The sequence below is a fragment of the Streptomyces sp. Je 1-369 genome, assembly GCF_026810505.1.
Taxonomy (GTDB): domain Bacteria; phylum Actinomycetota; class Actinomycetes; order Streptomycetales; family Streptomycetaceae; genus Streptomyces.
Genome location: NZ_CP101750.1, coordinates 2,171,703 through 2,192,856, shown reverse-complemented (window position 1 = coordinate 2,192,856; position 21,154 = coordinate 2,171,703). Strand labels below are relative to the sequence as shown.

The window sequence follows — 21,154 nt, the reverse complement described above, 5'->3', positions numbered from 1 at the left end:
ATGACCGACACGAACGCTTCCCGCACCACCGGCGCCGTCGCCGCAGGCCTCGCCACCGTCACCGCCGACGGCACCGTTCTCGACACCTGGTTCCCCGCCCCCGAGCTCGTCGCGGAGCCGGGCCCGGCCGGCAGCGAGCGGCTCACCGCCGAGCGCGCCGTGGAACTGCTCGGTGAGGGCGCGGGCAAGGCCATCGGCCCGGACGCCCGCCGCGGCGTGGAGGTCATCGCTGTCCGTACGGTCATCGGATCCCTCGACGACAAGCCGCTGGACGCCCACGACGTCTACCTGCGCCTGCACCTCCTCTCGCACCGCCTGGTCAAGCCGCACGGCGTGAACCTCGACGGCCAGTTCGCCTTCCTCGCCAACGTCGCCTGGACCTCGCTCGGCCCGGTCGCCGTCGACGACGTCGAGAAGGTGCGCCTCAACGCCCGCGCTGAGGGCCTGCACCTCGCCGTGACGTCCGTCGACAAGTTCCCGCGCATGACGGACTACGTCACGCCGAAGGGCGTCCGCATCGCCGACGCCGACCGCGTGCGGCTCGGCGCGCACCTCGCCGCGGGCACCACGGTCATGCACGAGGGCTTCGTGAACTTCAACGCGGGCACGCTCGGCACCTCCATGGTCGAGGGCCGCATCTCCGCCGGTGTCGTCGTCGGCGACGGCTCGGACATCGGCGGCGGCGCCTCCACCATGGGCACGCTCTCCGGCGGCGGCAACGTGCGCATCGTCATCGGCGAGCGCTGCCTCGTCGGCGCCGAGGCGGGCGTCGGCATCGCGCTGGGCGACGAGTGCGTCGTCGAGGCGGGCCTGTACGTCACCGCGGGCACGCGCGTGACCATGCCCGACGGACAGATCGTCAAGGCCCGCGAACTCTCCGGCGCCTCCAACATCCTCTTCCGCCGCAACTCGGTCACCGGCACGGTCGAGGCCCGCCCGAACAACGCGGTGTGGGGCGGTCTGAACGACGTACTGCACAGCCACAACTAGCCGAGACCGGCAGAAACGGAGCGGCCACCCCGTGCGGGGTGGCCGCTCCGTTTTTCGTGCCGGATTCATCCGCCGGACAGGCATAGCGGGGGCCTTCCGGACCCGTCCTCATCCATGCGGGAGGGCAACAGGCCCCCCAGGGAGCGAAGGTGACGATGGATGCCCATGAGCAGGACAGTTTCCGGGAATTCGTGGCGACCAGATCGTCGGCGCTGCTGAAGACCGCCGTACTGCTCAGCGGGGGCGACCGGCACGCGGGTGAGGACCTGCTGCAGAACGCGCTCGTCAAGGCGGCGGGGCGGTGGCAGCGGATCGACGAGCCGGAGGCGTACGTACGCCGGATCCTGTACCGGCAGCAGGTCAGCCGGTGGCGGCTGAAGTGGCCGCGGCGCGAACTCGCCGTCGCCGAACCGCCCGAGCGTGCCGCGTCGGGGGACGGCACGGCCGCGGCGGAGCTGCGCATCGTGATGCGCGGCGCCCTCGCCAGGCTCACCGCACGGCAGCGCACCGTACTCGTCCTGCGCTACTACGAGGACATGCCGGAGGCGGAGGTCGCCGCCGTGCTCGGCTGCTCCGTCGGCACCGTGCGCAGCACCACGCACCGCTCGCTCGCCCGGCTGCGCGGCCTCGCGCCCGAGCTCGCGCACCTCGGCCGCTCCGACACCGCCGAGCGGGCCGTTTCACCCGGCCCACCCGGCTCAGCCGACTCCCGTGACTTCTCGCCCATGGAGGTATCACCGTGAACGTGGCAGAACTGGTGCGCGAGTCGCTGCGGGAGCAGGCGGACCAAGGGCCGCCCGCGCCGGGGAACTTCGCCGACCGCGTGCTCGCCGTCCGCCGGCGGCGCAGGACCCGGGCGATCGTGGGCACCTCGCTCGCCGTGGTGACGGCCGCCGTCGTGGGTGTGGCGGTGCCGGCCTTCGACTCCGACGGCGAGGAGCGGGGTCCGCGCCCGGCCAGCGAGTCGCAGACCGGCGACGTCGTCGCGCACCCCGGACAGACACCGCCGCGTGACCTGATCGCCGCGGGCGGCACGGCACTCGCCGCGTACAGCACGAGCAAGCACGTCAAGCAGCCCGGCGGCGACGCGCTCATCACCCGTACCTACCGGCTGCTCGACCAGAAGACCGGCACCTACCGCGAGGACCCCCGCTGGTCGTGGGTCGACGTCGCGCCCGGCATGCGGACCGCCGCCGTCCTGGAGCGCGGACTCCCCGCCAAGCGGATCGGCCTGCTGAACATGATCACCGGCAAGGTCGAGCGCTGGCTCCCCGTGGACCACGGGGTCGGAGGCGTCGAGTTCTCGCCCGACGGCAGGAAGCTCGTCGCCACGACGTACGCCGAGGACCCGGACCGGCTCGACGGTGACCGGCCGATGAGCGACGGCAAGCACGAGGAGCCGGGCCCCGCCGACCCCACCAGGACCGGCTTCTACGTCCTCGACGTGGCCTCGGGGAACGGCGGTTGGAGCGAGGTGAAGACCAAGACCGGCGGGTTCGGCGCCGCGGACATCAACACCAGGCAGGACTTCGGCTTCAGCCAGGACGGCTCGCTGGTCTACACGGGGCGCATCCGCGAGCCCAGCCAGCAGTACTACGACTTCCAGGGGCACGAGAAGAGCGCGCCCCCGCGGGAGAAGCACCTGTCCTGGTTCGTCGACGCACGGCTCTCCCCGAACGGGAAGCTCGCCGCGGGTGACTTCGCGGGCGGCCTCGAAACCACCGCCACGCAGGTCCTCGACCCCCTCACCGGTAAGCGGGTCGCCAAGCTGCCCGGTCAGCAGCTGCTCGCCTGGGCCGACGACAAGCGGCTCATCGCCTGGGACATCGCACCCGGCACGAGCGAGTACCGCAACCGGCTCGTCCTGGTCACCATCGGGAGCAAGAAGACCGTCCCGCTCAGCGGCTACCGCTCCTCGAAGGACCGCGGCGTCAAGCGCTGGACGCCGATCTTCGCCGATCGCTGAGCAGCCTCGTACGCGGCGAGCAGCCCGTCGGTCGCCTCGCGGCCGGCGGGCAGCAGCGGTGCCCGCACCGGTCCCGACGGCAGACCGAGCGCGCCGAGCAGCGCCTTCGCCGTGACGGTGCCCGGCAGACCCGACGCCATCATCGCCTCGATCAGCGGGACCGCGGCCAGCTGCGCCCGGCGCGCGCCCTCCGTGTCGCCCGCGTCGAACGCGTCGAAGACCTCCCGGGGGCGGCCGGGGAGCACGTTGGCCACCGTGCTGACACAGCCGGCGCCGCCCACCGCGTACAGCGCCAGAGTGAACTCGTCGCAGCCCGCGTAGTACGCCAACTCCGTGCGGGAGATGACCTTCTGGCTGCCGAGGACGTCGTACGCGCAGTCCTTCACGCCGACGATCCGCGGATGGTCCGCGAGCCGCAGCACCGTCTCCGTCGCGATGCGGGTGCCGGTGCGGCCCGGGATGTCGTAGAGCAGTACGGGCAGCCCGCAGGTGTCGGCGACCGTGCGGAAGTGGGCCTCGACGGCGTCCTGCGGCGGCAGGCTGTAGGACGGCGTGAGCACCAACAGGCCGTCGGCGCCCGCCTTCTCGGCCTCTTGCGCCTGTTCGACGGCGTGCCGGGTGTCGTTGCTGCCGACGCCCGCGACGATCGACGCACGGTCGCCGACCGTGTCGGCCACGGCCCGGATGAGAGCAGCCTTCTCGGCGTCGGAGGTGGTCGGCGACTCACCGGTCGTACCGGACAGCACGAGTCCGTCGCAGCCCCGCGACACGAGGTGGTCGGCGAGGCGCCGGGCGCCGTCGAGGTCGAGGGCTCCCTCGGCGGTGAAGGGGGTGATCATCGCGCAGAGGGCGCGGCCGAAGGGCGCTGCGGTTCCGGAGGTCATGAGGGCAGTCTCGGTACGCCGGTGCTGAAGCTCCACTTAATTCTCCTACGAGGTAATGGACAGCAACGCTACGACGAGTGGGCGCCCGGGCCGACTTCACCGGGATCTGCGGGGATCCGGAGATCGGCGGGGGTAGCGTCGCGCGGTGCGGGTACTCGGCCATCCCAGCCAGAAGGGAGGCGGACCCCGTGACCGGGACCATGGGCGAGCAGCCGACGCGCGATCACGCGCAGCACTCGGTGGGAGAGCTCGTCGAGCGGGCCACCGCGCAGCTTTCGGAACTCGTACGCCAGGAAATGCGGCTCGCCGGGCAGGAGATGGCGGCCAAGGGCAAACGCGCGGGCCGCGGCGGAGGGCTCCTCGGAGCGGCCGGCGCCATCTCGTACGTCGGAGTCATGGCGCTCGCGGCCACGGCGATCGCCGCACTCGCACTGACCCTGCCCGTCTGGGGCGCGGCCCTCATCGTCACCGGCGTGCTCTTCGTCGTGGCCGGGGTGCTCGCCGCGCTCGGCCGCAAGCAGCTGGCCCGCGCGGTGCCCCCCGTGCCGCAGGAGGCGATGGACAGCGTCAAGGCGGATGTCGACGAGATCAAGGAAAGGGCGCACCGATGACGGACACCCCCAAGGACGCGAAGAAAGCGGGCGCCAAGGGTCCCGACGAACTGCGCCGGCAGATCGAGGAGACCCGCGGTGACCTCGGCGAGACCGTCGAGGAACTCGCGGCGAAGGCAGATGTGAAGGCCCGCGCCCGGGAACGGGCCGCGGCGGTGAAGGACCACGTACAAGGGACGGCGGCACAGGTGAAGGACAAGGTGACGGAGAAGGCGGCGCGCGCCACGGGCAAGGCCACGGACGAGGCCGGGCAGGCGAAGAGCGCCACGGCCGAGGGCGCGGCCCGCGCCAAGGGCATGGCGGCCGAGGGCGCCGCCCGTGCGAAGGGCATGGCGGCGGAGGGCGCCGGACGTGCCAAGGGCTTGGCGGCCGAGGGCGCCGGGCGCGCCAAGGGTGCCGTGCTGGAGGGCAAGGCGCGCGCGGAACAGCACGCCGTCGTGGTCCAGGCGGAGGAGAAGGTGGCCGAGGCCGCGCGCCGCGTACAGGACGGCGCGCCCGAGCCCGTGCGGGCCGCCGCGAGCGGCGTCGCACGCATCGGCGGCCGCCACCCGCGGACGGTCGCCGCGGCCGGTGCGGGCGTCCTGGTGGCCTGGCTGCTGCTCCGCCGCGGGAAGAGGAACGGCCGCTGATGAGCGGGACCACGATCCTCTACAAGCCGCTCGGCATGGCCTTCGGCATGCTGGGCGGCGCGGTCGCGGGCGCGGTCTTCCGCCGTACGTGGAAGGCCGTGGCGGGCGAGGACGACGCGCCGGACGCGCACGACGAGGAACGCTCCTGGAACGAGATCCTCATCGCCGCGGCGTTGCAGGGCGCCATCTTCGCCGTGGTCAAGGCCGCGGTGGACCGGGGCGGCGCGGTCGGCGTGCGGCGTGTGACGGGCCGCTGGCCGGGCTGACGGCCGTGCCCGTCCGGCATGACCGGCGCGGGTGCCGACAGGCCGGACCGACACAGAGGCAGGCCGCGTTGACGGGGCCGGACGCCCGGAGGAAGCTCGGGCCATGGCCACGACGCAGCAGCATCCGTACGCGCGTTACGTCGCGATCGGCGACAGTCAGACGGAGGGCCTCGGGGACGGCGACGAGGAACGCGGCTACCGCGGCTGGGCCGACCGGCTCGCCGAGATCCTCGCCGCCGGGTACCCGGACTTCACCTATGCCAACCTCGCCGTGCGCGGCCGCAGGACGGCGCTGATCAAGGCGGAGCAGCTCGGCCCCGCCCTCGCGCTCAAGCCGGATCTCGTGACCGTCATGGCGGGCATGAACGACCTGGTGCGGCCGGGCTACGACGCGGCGCGCGTCGCCGCGGACGTCGAGGAGATGTTCACCGAGCTCACCGCGGCGGGCGCACGCGTGGCCACCGTCACCTTCCCGGACATCGGGCGCGTCTCGCCGATGGCGCGGCGCGCGCTGCCCCGCGTCCTGGACCTCAATGCCCGCATCCGTGCGGCCGCCGACCGGCACGGTGTGATCGTCTTCGACACTTTCCCGCACCGCATCACCACCGATCCGCGGCTGTGGAGCCGCGACCGGATGCACGCGAGCCCGCTCGGCCACGCCCGGATCGCCGCGGGCATGGCGGAGGCGCTCGGCCTCGCGGGGCACGACAGCTGGCTGCGTCCGCTGCCGCCGCTCGCCCCGGTATCGGTGCTCGGGGCGGTGACGGCGGAGGCGCGCTGGTTCGCCGGGTTCATGGGCCCCTGGGTGTGGCGGCGGGTGCGGGGCCGGTCGTCGGGCGACGGCAGGGAGGCGAAGCGGCCGGCGCTGGAGGCGGTGACGGCGGCGCAGGCGCCTCACGAACGGGCTTGACTTCAACCTTGGTCGAGGTCCGAGTGTGGTGCGTGCAACTTCCACCGCGACGGACGGATCACGCCATGCCCACGACCCCCACCCCCACCCTCAGCACCGGCGCCCTCCCCGACCCGGCCCGCGCCGACGGCGGCCTCACCTTCATCAGTACCTGGAGCACCGGCTCGCCCGAGCGGCTGCGGGCCACCCTGGACGCCATCGCCAAGGCGTGGGAGACCCGGCCCTGGCCGCACGAAGGGCTCCTCTCGTACACGGTGTACGCGGGAGCCGACGGGTCGACCGTCCTGCACTACTCGCAGTGGCGGGACGAAGCGGCGTACCAGGACTTCTTCGCGGGCGTCGGCAACGGCAGGGACGCACGGAACTCCGAGATCGACGCGGCCGTGCCGGGCATCGAGCGGCTCGGCCTCAACAAGACGCGTCTGTACCGGAGTTGGAGCGGCGGCCGGGCGGGTGAGGTCCATGAGCCCGGTACGGTGGTGATCGGTCAGACCGACTTCGGGAGTCCCGACCCCGAGGGGCAGCGTGCCCGGTCGGACCGGGCGGTCGAGGCCCTGGACGGAGGTACCGCCGACGGCCCCGGCCCCTACGCCGCGCACTTCCACCTCACCCTGGACGGCAAGCGGGTCATCACCTACGCGGAGGGCGGCGGAGAGGGCGCCCGGTACCGGTTCGCGTACGGCTTCGTACCGAGCAAGGCGTAGATTTTCCCCGCCCCGCACCCCCGACCGCCCCGCTCTCCTGGACAGCCCCCGGAGGCGGCGGGACGGTGGACCCATGAGCGGGGACGGCAGGGCGGGCCGGGGCAGGCCGCGCAGGCGCAGGCCCGACAAGGGCGAGCCCGGCAGCAGCCCCGCCGCGCAGGGCGGGGACGCGGGCAACGGCAAGGCGTTCGAGATCGTCAGGGAGCTGGCGGTCGAGGGCTCCCCGGCCAGGCTCTGGGCCGCCCTCACCACCGGCACCGGCGGCTGGCTGTGGCCGGTGGAGTACGAACCGCGCGAGGGCGGCGCCGCCCCCTCCGGCGGCACCGTCACCCACTGGGACCCGCCCCACCGCCTCACCGCCCGCGTCGAGGACCCGGACGGCATACCCGGCCAGACCCTCGACGAACTCGACCACGTCATCGAGCCGCGCGACGGTGGGCGCCGCTCCTGGCTGCGCCACGTGCACAGCGGCATCTTCACCGGCGACTGGGACGCGCGGTACGACGGCGTGGTGAAGCACACCGACTTCCACCTGCACACCCTGGGTCAGTACATGGCGTACTTCGAGGGCCGCCCCGTTGCCTACTCCGCCCTGCACGGCCCGCCCGCCTCCACCGCCCCGGACGCCTTCGCCAGGCTGGCCAGGGCCCTCGGCCTGCCCGACGACGCCACGGACGGCGCGCGCGTGCGGGTGCAGGCCGCGGGCGGCGAGCTTGACGCGGTGATCGACTTCCGCAGCCGGTACTTCATCGGCCTGCGCGCCGACGAGACGCTGCACCGCTTCTACGGCCGCAACCACTTCGGCGCCCCGGTCGGCATCAGCGTCCACGACTTCGGCGCGCACGCCGACGCCAAAGGCACCGAACTGGCGTGGCAGGACTGGCTGGACCACCTCTACGGCTGAGGCGGCCCGGCCCGTACCGCCGGTCCCTGCGGCTACGGCCTGAAGCGCAGCACCTGCGGGTCGTGGTCGCTGTTCTGCTCCGCGAACTCCGCGTTGATGTGCACGCTGTCGAAGCTGACGTCGTCCGCGTCGCCCACCCCCGGGCTGGTCAGGATCTGGTCGAGGACCTGCGAGTTGCCCTGGTAGACGTACGAGTAGCGCTCGCTCCTCGGCAGCGACCTGACGGCGGAGCGCAGCGCGCCGCCGTCCTCGAGCGCCTTGGTGGTCGCCGAGAACTCGAAGTCGTTGATGTCGCCGAGCACGACGACGTCGGCGTTCCGCTGGACCTCGCGGATGTCCTTCACGAAGCCGTTCACCGCCTGCGCCTGGAGCAGCCGCTTGGCCTCGGAGGAGCGCACCGGCGGCTGGTGGTGCGAGGTCAGCCCCTCGTCGCCGCCCTTGGACCCGAAGTGGTTGGCGATCACGAAGACGGTGCGGCCGCGGAAGGTGAACTCGCCGGCCAGCGGCTTGCGGCTGTCCGCCCACGCCGCGTTGGCCGGGTCGACGCGCCCGGGGGAGTGGCTCAGCGCGGCGCGGCCGCCCTCGCGCACGACCTCGGTGGGCGTCGTCGCGTCGCCGGGCGCGCGCTCGGTGAACGAGACCCGCTCGGGGTTGTAGAGGAAGACCTGGCGGATGTTGCCGCCCGGCTCGCCGCCGTCCTTGTTGTTCTGCGGGTCGACGGACCGCCACGCGTACCGCGGGCCGCCCGCGGCGACGATCGCGTCCGTGAACTTCTTCAGCGTCGTCTCCGCGGAGACCGTGCCGTCGTTCTTCGCCCCGTTGTCGTCCTGGATCTCCTCAAGGGCCACGATGTCGGGCGAGGAGAGGTTCGCGACGACCGCGCCGGCCAGCGCGTCGAACTTCTTCTGCGGGTCGGTCGGGTCGAGGTTCTCGACGTTGTACGTGGCCACGGCGAGCTCGCCCTTGGCCTGGCGCCGCGTCTTCTCGGGCTTCAGGCCCTTGTCGTCGACCTTGCCGAGCTCGCGTGCCACGAGGGTGTAGCCGCCGAACTGGTTGAAGTCCAGGGGGCCCGCGGCGCCGCCGCGCAGGACGTCACCGACGTTCGCCTTGGGGAACGGCTGCTCGGAGACCGGGGCGAGCTGCTGGATCTGCAGCCGCCCGCCGTTCTGGGCGCCGTACGAGCCGTAGACGGTGCCGCCGCGCCGGTTCGGGTTCTCGTGCTTCTTCACCGTCACCCACAGCTCGTTGTACGCGTCGGTCGCACCGACGACGCGGGAGCTGCCGACCCGTACGTTCATGCCCTCAAGCGACTCGTAGAGGTCGAGGGCGTACGAGCGGGGCTTCAGCGGCAGCGCGTTGATGCTGCCGGCCCGCGCGGGGTCGCCCGCGGGCGCGTACCGGCTCGGCACGGACTTGGCGGTGACCGCGACCGGGGCGGGCAGCGCGTTGCCGGAGGACTCCACGGTCACCGTCGGCTTGGTGATCTGCGTGAGGGACTGGTTGCCGGAGCCGGTGCCCCCGGGAACGTACTCGCCGACCGTGCCGGAGACCCGTACCGCGTCACCCGCCTTGACGGTGAGCGGCGCGGAGCCGGTGAAGACGAAGACGCCCTCGCTGGTGGCCGCGTCGTCATCGGCCGTCCCCGCGGCGGACTGGATCCAGAAGCCCTTCGAGCCGTAGCCGCGCACGCCCGTCACGATGCCGGGCACGTCGGTGACCTGCTGCCCCACCAGGGGCGACGTACGGGTGGTGCCCTGGATGTCGTGGATGCGGACCCCGTCGGCGGCGGCCGGGGACGAGGTGACGGCGAGCAGTCCGGCCGCCAGGGCGGCGGCGACCACGGCGCCGACGGCGGCGGATCGCGGAAGGCGGGGCGACGATATGTGAGGCATCTGGGCACTCCGGATGAGGGTGTGGGAACGAAGCTGCGACGCAGGTCCTGTCGGGCGCTCTACGCGCGTCAATCTCTTGTGTGACCAGGGGAGTTGTCAAGGTTCTCCGGGTGTTCCGCCGCTGTACGTTTCCTGACAGGGACATGAACCGGGCGGCATGGTCCCAAATCCGTCTAGGCTTGCGCACTGCAGAGCCCACCCCTCCGGAGGAGAACCAGCCGATGTCCGTAAGCCCCGCCACCCTGCCGCCGGTGCTGCTGCACTCCGAAGCGGAACTCGCGCGGGCCGCGCTCGCCACGCCGCTGCTCTCCCGCGCCGTGCGGCTCGCCCGCTGGGCGGGACCCGAGACCCGCGTCGGCGCGGGCGGCGAGCTCGTCGAGGCGCAGCTCCCGGCGGCCGCGGCCGAGCTGGGCCTCGCGGCGGACGACCCGGACGCGGCCGCCTACGCGAGCGAGGCGTGGCGGGTCGCGGTGGACACCGGACTCCTCGACGTCACGGACGCCGAGGAGGAGGGCGCGGACGGCACCGTCACCCAGGGCGAGGACCTCGCGCTGCTCTCCGAGGGCGGCCCGCAGGACGTCCTCGGCATCTGGCTCGGCGCCCTCGACACCGTGTACGCGGACGCGACCGTGCCCGACATGGAGAACCTCCTCGACGTCCTCGAAGAGAACGGCGAGGTCGACTTCGACGAGCTCGGCTGGGACCCGCAGGCCGAGGCGGACTTCCTCGACGGCGTCCTCGGCAACCTCTACCTGCTCACCGTCGGCGACGCCGCGGGCGGCGAGAGCCCGGTGCCGCTGCCCGCGCTCGCCGCCTCGATGATCGTCCCCGACGACATGGGCGAGCCCACGGACGACATCCTGGAGCAGGTGTCGGACGCGATGATGAAGCTCGACGACCAGTTCCGGCTCTTCGAACCGCTCGGCCTCGTCGAGTACCAGCCGGTCGACGAAGCGCTCATGGCCGACATCGACGACGAGACGGCCCAGGCCATCGAGCCCGCCCCCGTCGACGACGAGGACGTCAGCCGCTACGGCATGGTCCGCCTCACCCCGCTCGGCCTGTACGGCGTCCGCGCCCGCATGCTGGAGGCCGGCGTCGACGCGCCCGCCGTCGGCGACCTCGCGGACAAGGGCGCGGACGCGCTGCTCGACGGCACCTCCGGCTTCCCGCAGCACGCCGCGCAGGCGGAGATCGAGCGGTGGCTCGGGCAGCACGAACCGCTCGGCGCCGCACGGGAGTTGCTGGCCGCGGCGCGCGGCGGCGACGAGGGTGCGCCGCTGCGCAGGCTCCGCTGCCAGCAGGCGCTCTCCCTGGTCGGCGACGAGGCGGAGCCCGCGCTGCGCGACGTCCTGGACGACCCGGAGCTCGGCGGCCTCGCCCGGGTCTGGCTCGCCGAGCACGGCGCCACGGACGTGCCCGCGCCGTCGGAGGAGCTCATCTTCTGGCTGACCATCGACACGCTCGCCGCGCAGCTCTCCGCCGAGGGCAACTCGGACGAGCTGCAGAGCCTGGTCGAGGGCCTGGCCCAGCAGCACAGCGGCTTCTTCGCCACGGCGTGGCGCGTCGAGCACCCCGCCACGGCCGACGTCCTGGACGCGATGGGCCGCCTGCACCCCGACAAGAAGGTCGCGAAGGAGGCCCGCAAGGCGGCGTTCAAGGCACGGAACTTGTGAGCGTTTGAGCCCGAAGGGCGATGAACGGCACCCCGGGTGGGCCGGGCCGAACGGTCCAGGCCCACCCGGGTTCCGCTCAACCCGTCGCAGGCGTCAGCACTCGTACCGCGTCGTGTGCTTGAACGACGACGTCGCACCGTCGAAACCGTACGTCCCCCGGTACGCCGGAGGGTTCTGGTACTCGCCCACGATCGTGATCGTGTTCGCGCACGACCCCTGACCGGCGCGCTTCGCGTCCAGCCGTATCGTCTCGCCGATCGTGCCGCCCGTGATGTCCCACGGCGCGCCGCAGATGCCGGACGTGATCTGCCCGCCCGTCACCACGTGCGGGTAGGTGTTGGGGTTGTACTTCACCTCGATGACGAACGTGACCGCGCCGGCGTGGAGCGTCAGCTTGCACTCCGTCGCCAGGGCCTCGGCCGACACCTCGGCCATCGGCGCGGCGAACGCCTCGTCGCGCGTCTTGACCTCGGCGCCCTGCGGGTTGTGGAAGCGATGCTCCGACACCCGCGACTGGCCGCCCTTCTGCTTACGTGCCTGAGTGGTCATGGAAAACCCTCCTCCCGTCCTGACCGTCAGGCCAGCAGCTCGGCGATCTCCACACGCAGCAGCGCGCGGACGTTCTCGATGTGGTTGACGATGGTCGCGACCGACGAACCGGCGAAGAGCAGACCCACCGCGACGTCGTCCTGCGAGGTCACCAGCGAACCGGAGTCGCCGCCCGCGGAGATGTTCGTCGTGACGATCTGGTCCTTGAAGCGGGCCGTGCCCGCCGTGCCGTAGTTCACGTCGACCGTCGCGTCGACCGCGATGATCCGGCCGAAGCTGATGTTCGTCGTCCTGCCGGACTTCTTCACCAGGTCGCCGACGGCCACATTGGCCTTGCGCCGCCAGGCGCGCGGGGCGCCGCTGAAATACTGCTCACGCGTCGCGTCCTGGAAGTCCACCGCGCCGAGCGCCGCGTCCACGACGTTGTTGTGCCGCTCCAGCGGGATCTGCGGCGCGAACTGGATCGTGATGAACCGCTCCAGCGTCGCGATGCGGTCGGCCGGGTCCTGCCCGCCGTCGAAGACGCCGGGCTGCACGATCGCGCTGCCCAGCTGCGCCCGGTTGGAGTCGGCGAGCACGTGGTTGTTGGAGAGGATGTAGAACTTCGCCGGTACGCCGAGGCCGGCGCCGGGCGGGTCGACGGAGGCGCCCGGCAGGAAGTCGTAGACCACGCTGCCGAGCGTGCCCGCGGTCACCCGGACGTTGCCGACCGAGAAGCCCGAGGGGCACGGACGCATCCGGCGCTTCAGGAGCTGCGGCTCGAACGCGCCGCGTCCCGCGAGCTCTTCGAGCTGCGGCTGCCCGAGGCCCGAGAGCTGCTCGCTGACGCTGCCGTCCGGTCCGTACGTCACCGAGGTGCGGTCCTCGGCGCGCCGGCCGCCCGCGCGGCCCTGCTGGCGCTGCGCCGCGATGTGGCCCACCGCGACGACGTCGGTCGGGGTGCCGTCGTCCATCTGGCGCGGGACGACGTCCCGCTCCGGGAGCATGGACTCCGGGACCTTCTGGGTGACGAACACGATGACGGCGGGCTCGCCCGTGGGCTGCCCGTCGCTCCACTTCACGCCGTGGCCGAAGCCGACGACGTTGGAGAGCGGCTGCTGGGGCCGCAGGAAGTCGGACATCGCCTGCTGGCGGGAGCTGTCGCTCAGCTGACCGCCGGTGGGTCCTCGCATCAGTTCGGGCTGGCTCACCACGCCAGACCACCTCTTCCCCTTTGAAGGGTGGGAGTTCCGGGTGCGCCGGGGCGCCGCTCTGGCTACGTCCCGTTGTTCTGGGCGTCGACCTCGCCGATGGCGAGTACGCGTACGGGAACGCCTTCGAGCGTGTCCGGAACCACGTCTGCGTCACGGAGACGGTCACGGGGCACCCGGTGGGTGACGAAGACGACGATCACGTCCTGACCCGAGTGTTCGTCTCTGCCGGTGCCGACTCCGGTGACATTGGCCAGCCTCATCAGCCGGCCCTCATGGAGGCTGCGTGCCTGATGTGCGTCCACTCGGCTCGCCTCCCCGTGCGGGTGGTGCAGCACTGCACGTACGTGATGTCTATTGCGGTGTGCATCCCGGGTCAAGGTGTTCTGCGGTGATTCTTGGCTTTACGTTCACGTACGCAGCCGCAACACGTTCACGTACGCAGGTGCGACGCGCCGTTGAGGTCGAGCACCGCGCCCGACGCCCACTCGGCGACCGGCGACGCCAGCCACAGCACGGCCGCCGCGATCTCCTCCGCCGTGCCCGCCCGCCCGAACGGGCTCTGCGCCCGGATCGCCTCGCCCTCCGCCCCGCTGAGGCGGTGCGCCACCCGCTCCGTCCCGAAGAACCCGGGCGCCACCGAAGCCACCGCGATCCCGTGCGGCGCGAGGGACACGGCGAGCGACTGGCCGAGCGCGTGGACGGCGGCCTTCGTCGCCCCGTACGCCGGGTGGTCCGGCTCCCCGCGGAACGCGCCGCGCGAGCCGATGTTCACGATCCGGCCGCCCGTGCCCTGGTCGATCATGCGGCGGGCCGCGAGGTGGCTGAGGTTCGCCGTGGCGAGCAGGTTCACGGAGACATGCCGCTGCCACAGGGCCGCCCACTCCTCGTACGGCGTGTCGGCGAGGGGGTGCGGGAGGTTCACGGCGGCGTTGTTGACCAGGACGTCGAGGCCGCCGAGCGCCTCGGCCGCGCGCGACGCGACGTCCGCCGCGCCCGCCGGGTCCGACAGGTCGCCGCCCACCAGCACGTGCCCCTCGCCCTCCAGCGAGCCGAGCGTCGCCCGCGCGTCGTCCTCGCGAGAGCCGTAGTGCACCGCGACCCGGTCGCCGTTCCCCGCGAAGGCGCGGGCGACGGCGCGGCCGAGGCCCCGGGAGGCGCCGCTGACCAGGACGCGGCGGCCGGTGCCTGACTGGTTGATGGGCAGGTTCATGGAAGGAGGCCCCTCGACGTCGAACGGTGTTCAACCGCCGTTTATACGCGAGCGGGACGGTGACGCCGACAGCAGCCCCGGTCGTACGCAGCCACCTTCGCGCCTCAGGAGAAACGATGTCGCTCACCCGCAGGGATTTCGCCGGACGCTCCGCGCTCACCGGTGCGGGGGTCGCCCTGGCCGGCAGTGTCGGGGCGCTCGCCACGGCCCCCGGAGCCCTCGCCGCGACGGACGTCGAGAGCGCGGACGAGTCGGAGGACGCCCGTCACCACGGCCACCACGGCCCCGGTTACGGCCCCCTGATCCCCGACCCCGAAGGCCTCCTCGCGCTGCCCGCCGGATTCTCGTACCGCGTCCTCACGCACAGCGGCAGGACCAGACTGGAGAGCGGCGAGTTCACGCCGTCCAACCACGACGGCACCGCCACCTTCCGCGGCCCGCGCGGCACCACGCTCCTCGTCAACAACCACGAGCTCGGCGGCCCCCGCAGCAAGTGGAAGCACCCCGTACCGCTCGCCGAAGGACTCGTCTACGACCCCGCCGCGTCCGGTGGCTGCACCGTCGTCGAGGTACGCCCCGACGGCCGCGTCGCCGAATGGGTCGGCATAGCGGGCACCGCCACCAACTGCGCGGGCGGCAGCACCCCCTGGGGCACCTGGCTCACCTGCGAGGAGACCGAGGACCGGGCAGGCCGGAACGGCATGACCAAGGACCACGGCTACGTCTTCGAGGTCGACCCCCTCGACAGGCGCGCCAACCGCGCCCCCAAGCCCATCAAGGCGCTGGGCCGCTACGCCCACGAAGCCGTCGTCGTCGACCCCAAGCGCGGCCACCTCTACCTCACCGAGGACGCCTCCGGACCGAACGGCCTCCTCTACCGCTGGACCCCGCCGCACGGCTTCGCACACGGCCGCGGCAGGCTGCGCACCCTCGCCGACGACGCGGGCGTCCTGAAGGCCCCCAAGTGCTTCGACTCCGGCGGCCGCTTCGTCGACGACCTGTCCCGCGCCACGAAGACCGGCACGGTCTACGGCGTGGACTGGATCGAGGTCCCCGACCGCGACGCGCGGACCGTGCCCGTGCGCGAGCAGTTCGACGACGGCGACATCACGCGCGCCCGCAAACTCGAAGGCATGTGGTGGGGCGACGGCGGCGTCTACATCGTCGCGTCCTTCGCCCGCGGCGAGAGCCCCGTACCGCACGACGGACAGGTGTGGTTCTACCACCCGGGCCGCCGCACCCTCACCCTGAAGGTGCTCCTCGGCGTGAACCGGGACCCCGGCAAGGACGGCGCCTTCGACGGCCCCGACAACATCACCGTCTCGCCCTACGGCGGCCTCGTCATCGCCGAGGACGGCGACGGCGTCCAGCACCTCTTCGGGGCGACGGAGCGCGGCCGCACGTACCCGATCGCCCGCAACGAACTCAACGCGGGCACCGAGGAGAAGCCGGAGTACAGCGAGTTCACCGGCGTCACGTTCTCCCCCGACGGCCGAACGCTCTACGCCAACATCCAGACGCCCGGCATCATGCTCGCGATCACCGGTCCGTGGAAGCGGCAGCGGAACTGACCGGAGCGGGGGCGAGGGCGGGAGCGGGCGCGGACGTCACGGCGCGTTGACCGCCCGCAGGGACGACGCGCCGACCCGGGCGTACCAGCCGTCACCGTCGGCGGCGAGCCAGGTGACGCCCTCGTCCACCGGCCACTCCCGCACCGTCTTCCCCGTGCGCAGCTCCAGCGCCCGGCACACCCGCCCCGCCGTGACATAGGCCGTGCCGCCACCGATGGCGGGCGGGCAGCGCGCGACGGCGTCGAACGACGTCCGCCACAACTGCCGCCCGCCGTCGGCGAGATCGATCGCCTGCAACACCCTGGCGTCCACCCAGTTCAGCAGGGTCCCGTCCCGGACGACGGGCCCGCGCCTGCCGCCGCCGGGCAGCGACGGCCAGCCGGTGTCGAGCCCGGCGGTGGGATGGCTCCACAGCCGCTTGCCGCTCCCGGGGTCGAAGCCGATCAGGTCCTCCCCGGCGGCGAGCAGCAGACCGGTGCCCGACGCGTGCCCGAGGGCGGTGGCGCCGCTCCCCGCGGTGAGCCGCAGCGGCTCACCGCGCAGCGCGTCACCCGTGCGCACGTCGATGAGGTGCAGCTCGTCGGCGTCGCTCAGCAGGGCGAAGCGGTCGCCCCCGCGGCCGTCCGGCGCGGGCAGCGTGACCGGTGCGGTCTGCGCCCGACCGTCCCTGCCGAGCCCCTGGTACGTCCACGGCTCGCGGCCCGTGACCGCGTCGAGGCAGAACACGCGCGGGTCCAGCGCGCCGGTGTCCGGCACGAGGAGCAGCCTGCCGCCCGACACCGCGGGTGCCCGCCAGTCCCGTGTGTCCTCCTTGCCGCGGGTGCGGGGTGAGCCTCCCGAGGGCAGCGCCCACGTGTGCAGCACCCGGTCGCCCGACGACCCGCCGCCGTCGTCGAGGGTGAGCAGCCGCCCGCCCGCGACGGCGAACCACTTCACGGTGCCGGGCCACGGCCGCTCCGGACGCCACGGATCGCCCGACGCCAGTTCGTAGGCCCTGTCCAGCAGTTCGGGGGCGATCAGCAGGCCGCCGGTGACGCCCCAGAGGGGTTCGCGGGCCGCCGCCGGGGGAGCCTTCCCGTACTGCCGGCGGCTCGTGCCGTCCGCGGCGCCGACGGCACGGACCACGCCCCGCGAGGCGCCGAACTCCGTGCTCGCCCCGTGCACAAGCACCGTGTCCCCGGCGAGCAGCGCGGCCATGACGCCGCCCGCGCCGCCCTCCTCGCCGGTCAGCTCCCAGCGCTGCCTGCCCGGCCGCTTCGACCCCTTCCGCAGCACGGGCCCGTCCTGCTCCGCGTCCGCGGCCGGGGACTTCGGGGCCCGGGCGACGGCCCACGCGGCGAGTCCGGCGAGCCCGGCGCCGCCGGTGGTGAGGAGCGCGCGGCGGGTGAGGGCGTGGTGGCGTCCGGCTCGGGGGAAGGGTGTGGGGGTGCGGGTGGGGGCGGCCTCGGGCGAGGGGTGCCGCAGCCGCTCGGTGGGGACACCGTCGCCGTTCCGCGCCGCGCCCTCCCGCTCCTCGCCTGCGATCAGCGACCTCAGCGGCTCCTCCCGCCACCACAGAGGCGCGTCCGGAGCCGAGGCCAGGGCGAGGACCCGCGCCACGGAAGGGCGTTGCCGCGGGTCCTTGTGCAGACAGGCGGCGACGAGCGCGCGCAGACCTGCTGTCTCCGGGACGTCGGCGAGGTGCGGCTCCTCGTGCGTGGCGCGGTAGAGCAGCACGGCGACGGGCCCCGAACCGAAGGGCTGCTCGCCGGTCGCGGCGAAGGCGAGGACCGCGCCCAGCGCGAACACGTCGGCGGCGGGCCCGACGTCGCCCTCGCCGGCGATCTGCTCCGGAGCCATGAACCCGGGCGTGCCGATCATCGATCCGGCCTGCGTGAGACCCGGGTCCCCGGCGGCGCGGGCGATGCCGAAGTCGATGACGCGCGGGCCGTCGGCGGTCAGCAGCACGTTGGACGGCTTGAGGTCGCGGTGCACGATGCCCGCGGCGTGGATGCTCGCCAGGGCCTCGGCGAGACACGCCCCGAGCGACCGCACGGCAGCGGCGCCCCACGGCATGCCCGCGGCGACCGCGCGGCGCAGGGTCACCCCGGGCAGGAAGGCCGTCGCGAGCCAGGGCACGGGCGAGTCGGGATCCGCGTCGAGCACGGCGGCGGTGTGCGCTCCCGTGACGGCACGCGCGGCGGTCGCCTCACGCCGGAAACGCTCCCGGTAGTGCGGGTCGGCGGCGAGGTGGGCGTGCACGGTCTTGACGGCGACGAGCCGCCCGCCCGGACTGCGCCCCAGATAAACCTGCCCCATGCCACCCGCCCCGAGCCGCCGCACGATGCGGTGGCCACCCAGGAGACGGGGGTCGCCGGGGAGCAGGGGGGTGCCGGGAAGCAAGGGGGTGCCGGTCACGGGGCGACGTCCTGGGGGGTGTTGTCGCGGGGGTCGGCATGGGCGTCACCGGCATCGGCGGTACCGGCACCTGCGCCACCGGCATGCGCGGCACCGGCGTAGGCTGCGCCGTCACCGTCACCGTCACCGTCACCGTCACCGTCACCGGCGGCACAGGCGGCACCGGCATAGACGGGACCGGCACCTGCGGGACTGGCATGCGCGGCACCGGTGGCAGCGGCACCGGCATAAGCGGAGCCGCCCCCGTCACTGGCGGCACGGGCACCGGCACCTGCGGCACCTGCATGCGCGGCACCGGCATACGCGGCACCGGCATACGCGGCACCGGCATAAGCGGTGCCGGTACTGCCACCGCCACCGCCACGGGCGGCAGCGGCACCGGCACCGCAGGCCCCTTGCCAGGCGGGCGCGGCCGCGTGGTCCCGGCCGCTCAGCGGCGTCACGTTCGCGCCCCCGGGCCGCGCAGCGTGTGCAGCGTGCGGCCCGCGCAGACGTGGAACAGGCCGTCGTGTGCCGCCGTCAGGCTCATGCCGGACGCGGCGGGGACGGGCGCCGCCCACACCGCGTCACCCGTCCCCGCGTCCAGCGCGTACACCCCCCACGTTCCCTCGCCCGCGCCGCCCGGCTCCGGTCCTGAGACGAGGGCCAGGCCGCCCGAGACCGGCGGCGCGCCCTCCTCGATCCATCGGAACTCCGGCCGCGACCAGCGTCTCCTGCCCGTACGGGCATCCAGCGCCTCGACGCCGTCCGACCCGGACGCGAGCACCGGGCCGCCCTCCGCGGCCCGTGCCGCCACCGCCGTGACCGCGCCCGCGGGCCGGTCCCACACCGTGCGGCGGGTCGCCAGGTCGACCGCCTCGATCCGCTCCTCCGACGCGAAGAAGCCGACGCCCTCGGCGCCGGGATGGGCCTGGGGGCGACGGGCGCCGTTCTCGACCTCCCGCTCCACGGTGCCGTCGGACGCCTTGAGGACGACCAGCGGATTGTGGCGGGCGTACCGGTCCGTGCCCGGGGCGCCCGATTCCCCGGACTCGGCGGCCACGGCGATGCGGCCGCCCGCTCCGTCCACGCCGGTCACCCCCGCCGCGCGCCCCTCGTGGTACCAGAGCTCCCGCCCCGTACGCGCGTCGAAGCCGTACGCGCGCCAGGGCCGGTCCCAGGTGCCGCGCCGATCCCCCCGGGTGCCGTACGAGGCGGAGGTGAACAGGCAGGCCACGCCGTCCGAGACGGTGAACAGACCCTCGCCGCCCTCCAGTTCGCTCGCCGGCGCGTCCAGGGGACGGGGCGGGCGGTGCCGGTTGCGTGACAGGACGCTCGACGTCCACGCCTCCCGGCCGCCCGCCGCACGCAGGGCGATCAACTCGGGGGCCAACAGGCTGTTCCGGAGTACGTAGACGAGGCCGCCGTGCGTGTCGACGCCCCGCAGGTCCTCCTCCGGGTAGGTCCAGCGGAGCGTGTTCGTCTCCGCGTCGAGGCGCGTGAGGCCCTTGTCGTCGAGTACGTAGAGGTCCTTGCCGTCGCGCAACAGGGCGCCGCCGTACTCGACTTCGCCGATGTCGCGGCTCCAGACCACCTCACCGGCCGGCGGCCGGGACTCCCCGCGCCGCCCGGCGCGGGACGCGCCCGCGCCACCGTCCCCGTCGTTGAGGGCGACGGCCGCCGTCGTGCCGACCGTGGCCGCGAGGACCGCACCGCCCCAGCCGAGAAGCCGCCGCCGGGACGTGCGGTGCGGGGGCGGCGGGGTGCCCCGGGGGTGAGTGGGGGTGTCGGGACGGGCGTCCTCGGGGGCGGCGGGCGGGCTCCACGCCCCGTCACCCCCGGCAGGGAAGGACCCGTCGACCCGCCCCGCCCCTGCCCCGTCCGCCGCCGCGGCCCTCAGCAGCTCCGCGACCTCGTCCTCCCGGCGGCGGATCAGCCCGGCGACCGGCTGCTGCTCCCACCACGGCTCGTCCGCCGCCCGCTCGGCGCACCGGGCGAGCACCTCCGCGACCGCGGGGCGGCCCGCCGGATCCCTGGACAGGCAGCGGCCGAGCAGGTCCCGCCACCTCGGGTCCGGCACGCCCGCCAGGTCCGGGTCCTCGTGCAGCGTGCGGTGCAGGACCTCGGGGGCGCCGCCCGAACCGAAGGGACCACGCCCGGTCGCCGCCACCGCGAGCACCGCGCCGAGTGCGAAGACGTCGCAGGCGGGCTCGGGGCGCCCGCCCCGCGCCAGCTGCTCGGGGGCGATGAAGCCGGGCGAGCCGATGGCCTCGCCCTCGGCCGTGAGGCTCTCGTCGGCCGCGTTCTTGGCGATGCCGAAGTCGATGAGCTTCGGGCCGTCGCGCGTGACGACGATGTTGGACGGCTTCACGTCACGGTGCACGAGCCCCGCCGCGTGCACCGCCGCCAGGGCCTCGGCGAGCGCGGCGCCCAGCGTGGCGAGTTCGGCGGCACCGAGCGGGCCGCGCGCGGCCACCGCGTCCGGCAGGCCGGGGCCCGCGCAGAACTCGATGGCCAGCCACGGCTGTTCGGCGTCCGGACCCGCGTCGAGCACGGCGGCGGTGTACGGCCCTGTGACGGCACGCACGGCGGCCGCCTCCCGCCGGAACCGCTCACGGAACTCCGGATCGGCGGCGAGGTGCCCGTGGACCGTCTTGACGGCGACCGGCCGCCCGGACGCGGACCGTGCGAGATGTACCCGGCCCATGCCGCCCTCGCCGAGCAGCGCGACGATCCGGTACCCGCCGACCTCCACGGCTGCTCCCTCCGTTGCCCCCGACGGACTGTGCGACGCCTGTGAGGCATCGTACGGTTGCGGCCGCG

Annotated in this window: 20 protein-coding genes; 11 read left to right on the top strand and 9 right to left on the bottom strand. The window is 73.8% G+C overall.

Annotated features, from left to right (window positions below):
• The 3 genes from dapD to NOO62_RS10030 all read left to right on the top strand — a co-directional run bounded on the left by dapD (position 1) and on the right by NOO62_RS10030 (position 2,956).
• The gene (gene dapD, locus NOO62_RS10040) at positions 1-990 is read left to right on the top strand and encodes a 2,3,4,5-tetrahydropyridine-2,6-dicarboxylate N-succinyltransferase (RefSeq protein ID WP_268770534.1); all 990 of its coding nucleotides are present in this window, start codon (positions 1-3) and stop codon (positions 988-990) included.
• Between the two features lie 155 nt (positions 991-1,145).
• A complete protein-coding gene (locus NOO62_RS10035; RefSeq protein ID WP_268770533.1) occupies positions 1,146-1,733 on the top strand; it encodes a SigE family RNA polymerase sigma factor in 588 nt (195 codons plus the stop codon).
• Entirely contained in the window at positions 1,730-2,956 is a 1,227-nt protein-coding gene (locus tag NOO62_RS10030; RefSeq protein ID WP_268770532.1) for a WD40 repeat domain-containing protein, read from the top strand. The genes NOO62_RS10035 and NOO62_RS10030 overlap by 4 nt, the downstream gene beginning before the upstream one ends.
• Here the strand turns inward: NOO62_RS10030 and dapA are convergent.
• A complete protein-coding gene (gene dapA / locus NOO62_RS10025; RefSeq protein WP_268770531.1) occupies positions 2,896-3,840 on the bottom strand; it encodes a 4-hydroxy-tetrahydrodipicolinate synthase in 945 nt (314 codons plus the stop codon). The genes NOO62_RS10030 and dapA overlap by 61 nt on opposite strands.
• A gap of 188 nt (positions 3,841-4,028) precedes the next feature.
• Between dapA and NOO62_RS10020 the strand changes: the two genes are divergently transcribed.
• The 6 genes from NOO62_RS10020 to NOO62_RS09995 all read left to right on the top strand — a co-directional run bounded on the left by NOO62_RS10020 (position 4,029) and on the right by NOO62_RS09995 (position 7,864).
• Entirely contained in the window at positions 4,029-4,451 is a 423-nt protein-coding gene (locus NOO62_RS10020; RefSeq protein WP_414930792.1) for a phage holin family protein, read from the top strand.
• A complete protein-coding gene (locus NOO62_RS10015) occupies positions 4,448-5,080 on the top strand; it encodes a DUF3618 domain-containing protein (RefSeq protein WP_268770530.1) in 633 nt (210 codons plus the stop codon). Before NOO62_RS10020 ends, NOO62_RS10015 begins: the two co-directional genes overlap by 4 nt.
• Positions 5,080-5,346, top strand: coding sequence for a DUF4235 domain-containing protein (locus NOO62_RS10010; protein WP_268770529.1), 267 nt, complete (start codon positions 5,080-5,082; stop codon positions 5,344-5,346). The genes NOO62_RS10015 and NOO62_RS10010 overlap by 1 nt, the downstream gene beginning before the upstream one ends.
• 103 nt (positions 5,347-5,449) lie before the next feature.
• Entirely contained in the window at positions 5,450-6,256 is an 807-nt protein-coding gene (locus NOO62_RS10005; RefSeq protein ID WP_268770528.1) for an SGNH/GDSL hydrolase family protein, read from the top strand.
• Positions 6,257-6,321: 65 nt separating this feature from the next.
• On the top strand, positions 6,322-6,960 hold the full coding sequence (locus NOO62_RS10000) for an antibiotic biosynthesis monooxygenase (RefSeq protein WP_268770527.1): 639 nt from the start codon (positions 6,322-6,324) through the stop codon (positions 6,958-6,960).
• Positions 6,961-7,033: 73 nt separating this feature from the next.
• Positions 7,034-7,864, top strand: coding sequence for an SRPBCC family protein (locus NOO62_RS09995; RefSeq protein WP_268770526.1), 831 nt, complete (start codon positions 7,034-7,036; stop codon positions 7,862-7,864).
• A gap of 32 nt (positions 7,865-7,896) precedes the next feature.
• Here the strand turns inward: NOO62_RS09995 and NOO62_RS09990 are convergent, their stop codons facing one another.
• A complete protein-coding gene (locus NOO62_RS09990; protein WP_268770525.1) occupies positions 7,897-9,756 on the bottom strand; it encodes an endonuclease/exonuclease/phosphatase family protein in 1,860 nt (619 codons plus the stop codon).
• Positions 9,757-9,977: 221 nt separating this feature from the next.
• On the opposite strand from NOO62_RS09990, the gene NOO62_RS09985 reads away from it, so the two are divergent.
• Positions 9,978-11,432 (top strand): hypothetical protein, encoded by a 1,455-nt coding sequence (locus NOO62_RS09985; RefSeq protein ID WP_268770524.1) that lies wholly within the window; start codon positions 9,978-9,980, stop codon positions 11,430-11,432.
• Positions 11,433-11,525: 93 nt separating this feature from the next.
• On the opposite strand, the gene NOO62_RS09980 is transcribed toward NOO62_RS09985, so the two are convergent.
• From NOO62_RS09980 to NOO62_RS09965, 4 genes are all read right to left on the bottom strand, one after another.
• The gene (locus NOO62_RS09980; protein ID WP_268770523.1) at positions 11,526-11,981 is read right to left on the bottom strand and encodes a hypothetical protein; all 456 of its coding nucleotides are present in this window, start codon (positions 11,979-11,981) and stop codon (positions 11,526-11,528) included.
• Positions 11,982-12,007: 26 nt separating this feature from the next.
• Positions 12,008-13,171: a hypothetical protein gene (locus NOO62_RS09975; protein ID WP_268770522.1), complete on the bottom strand. Its 1,164-nt coding sequence runs from the start codon at positions 13,169-13,171 to the stop codon at positions 12,008-12,010.
• A gap of 65 nt (positions 13,172-13,236) precedes the next feature.
• Positions 13,237-13,434, bottom strand: a complete 198-nt coding sequence (locus tag NOO62_RS09970) for a hypothetical protein (protein ID WP_268770521.1) — start codon at positions 13,432-13,434, stop codon at positions 13,237-13,239.
• A gap of 170 nt (positions 13,435-13,604) precedes the next feature.
• Complete coding sequence (locus tag NOO62_RS09965; protein WP_268770520.1) at positions 13,605-14,384, bottom strand: SDR family NAD(P)-dependent oxidoreductase; 780 nt, start codon at positions 14,382-14,384, stop codon at positions 13,605-13,607.
• 116 nt (positions 14,385-14,500) lie between these two features.
• Here NOO62_RS09965 and NOO62_RS09960 point away from each other — a divergent pair, with 116 nt between their 5' ends.
• Positions 14,501-15,955, top strand: a complete 1,455-nt coding sequence (locus NOO62_RS09960; protein ID WP_268770519.1) for an alkaline phosphatase PhoX — start codon at positions 14,501-14,503, stop codon at positions 15,953-15,955.
• Positions 15,956-15,991: 36 nt separating this feature from the next.
• Here the strand turns inward: NOO62_RS09960 and NOO62_RS09955 are convergent, their stop codons facing one another.
• From NOO62_RS09955 to NOO62_RS09945, 3 genes are read right to left on the bottom strand one after another with little or no spacing between them, the layout of a single operon-like run.
• Positions 15,992-18,352, bottom strand: coding sequence for a protein kinase domain-containing protein (locus tag NOO62_RS09955; protein WP_268770518.1), 2,361 nt, complete (start codon positions 18,350-18,352; stop codon positions 15,992-15,994).
• The gene (locus tag NOO62_RS09950) at positions 18,349-18,795 is read right to left on the bottom strand and encodes a hypothetical protein (RefSeq protein ID WP_268770517.1); all 447 of its coding nucleotides are present in this window, start codon (positions 18,793-18,795) and stop codon (positions 18,349-18,351) included. The genes NOO62_RS09955 and NOO62_RS09950 overlap by 4 nt, the downstream gene beginning before the upstream one ends.
• Positions 18,792-21,086: a protein kinase domain-containing protein gene (locus NOO62_RS09945; RefSeq protein ID WP_268770516.1), complete on the bottom strand. Its 2,295-nt coding sequence runs from the start codon at positions 21,084-21,086 to the stop codon at positions 18,792-18,794. The genes NOO62_RS09950 and NOO62_RS09945 overlap by 4 nt, the downstream gene beginning before the upstream one ends.
• Between the last annotated feature and the right edge of the window lie 68 nt (positions 21,087-21,154).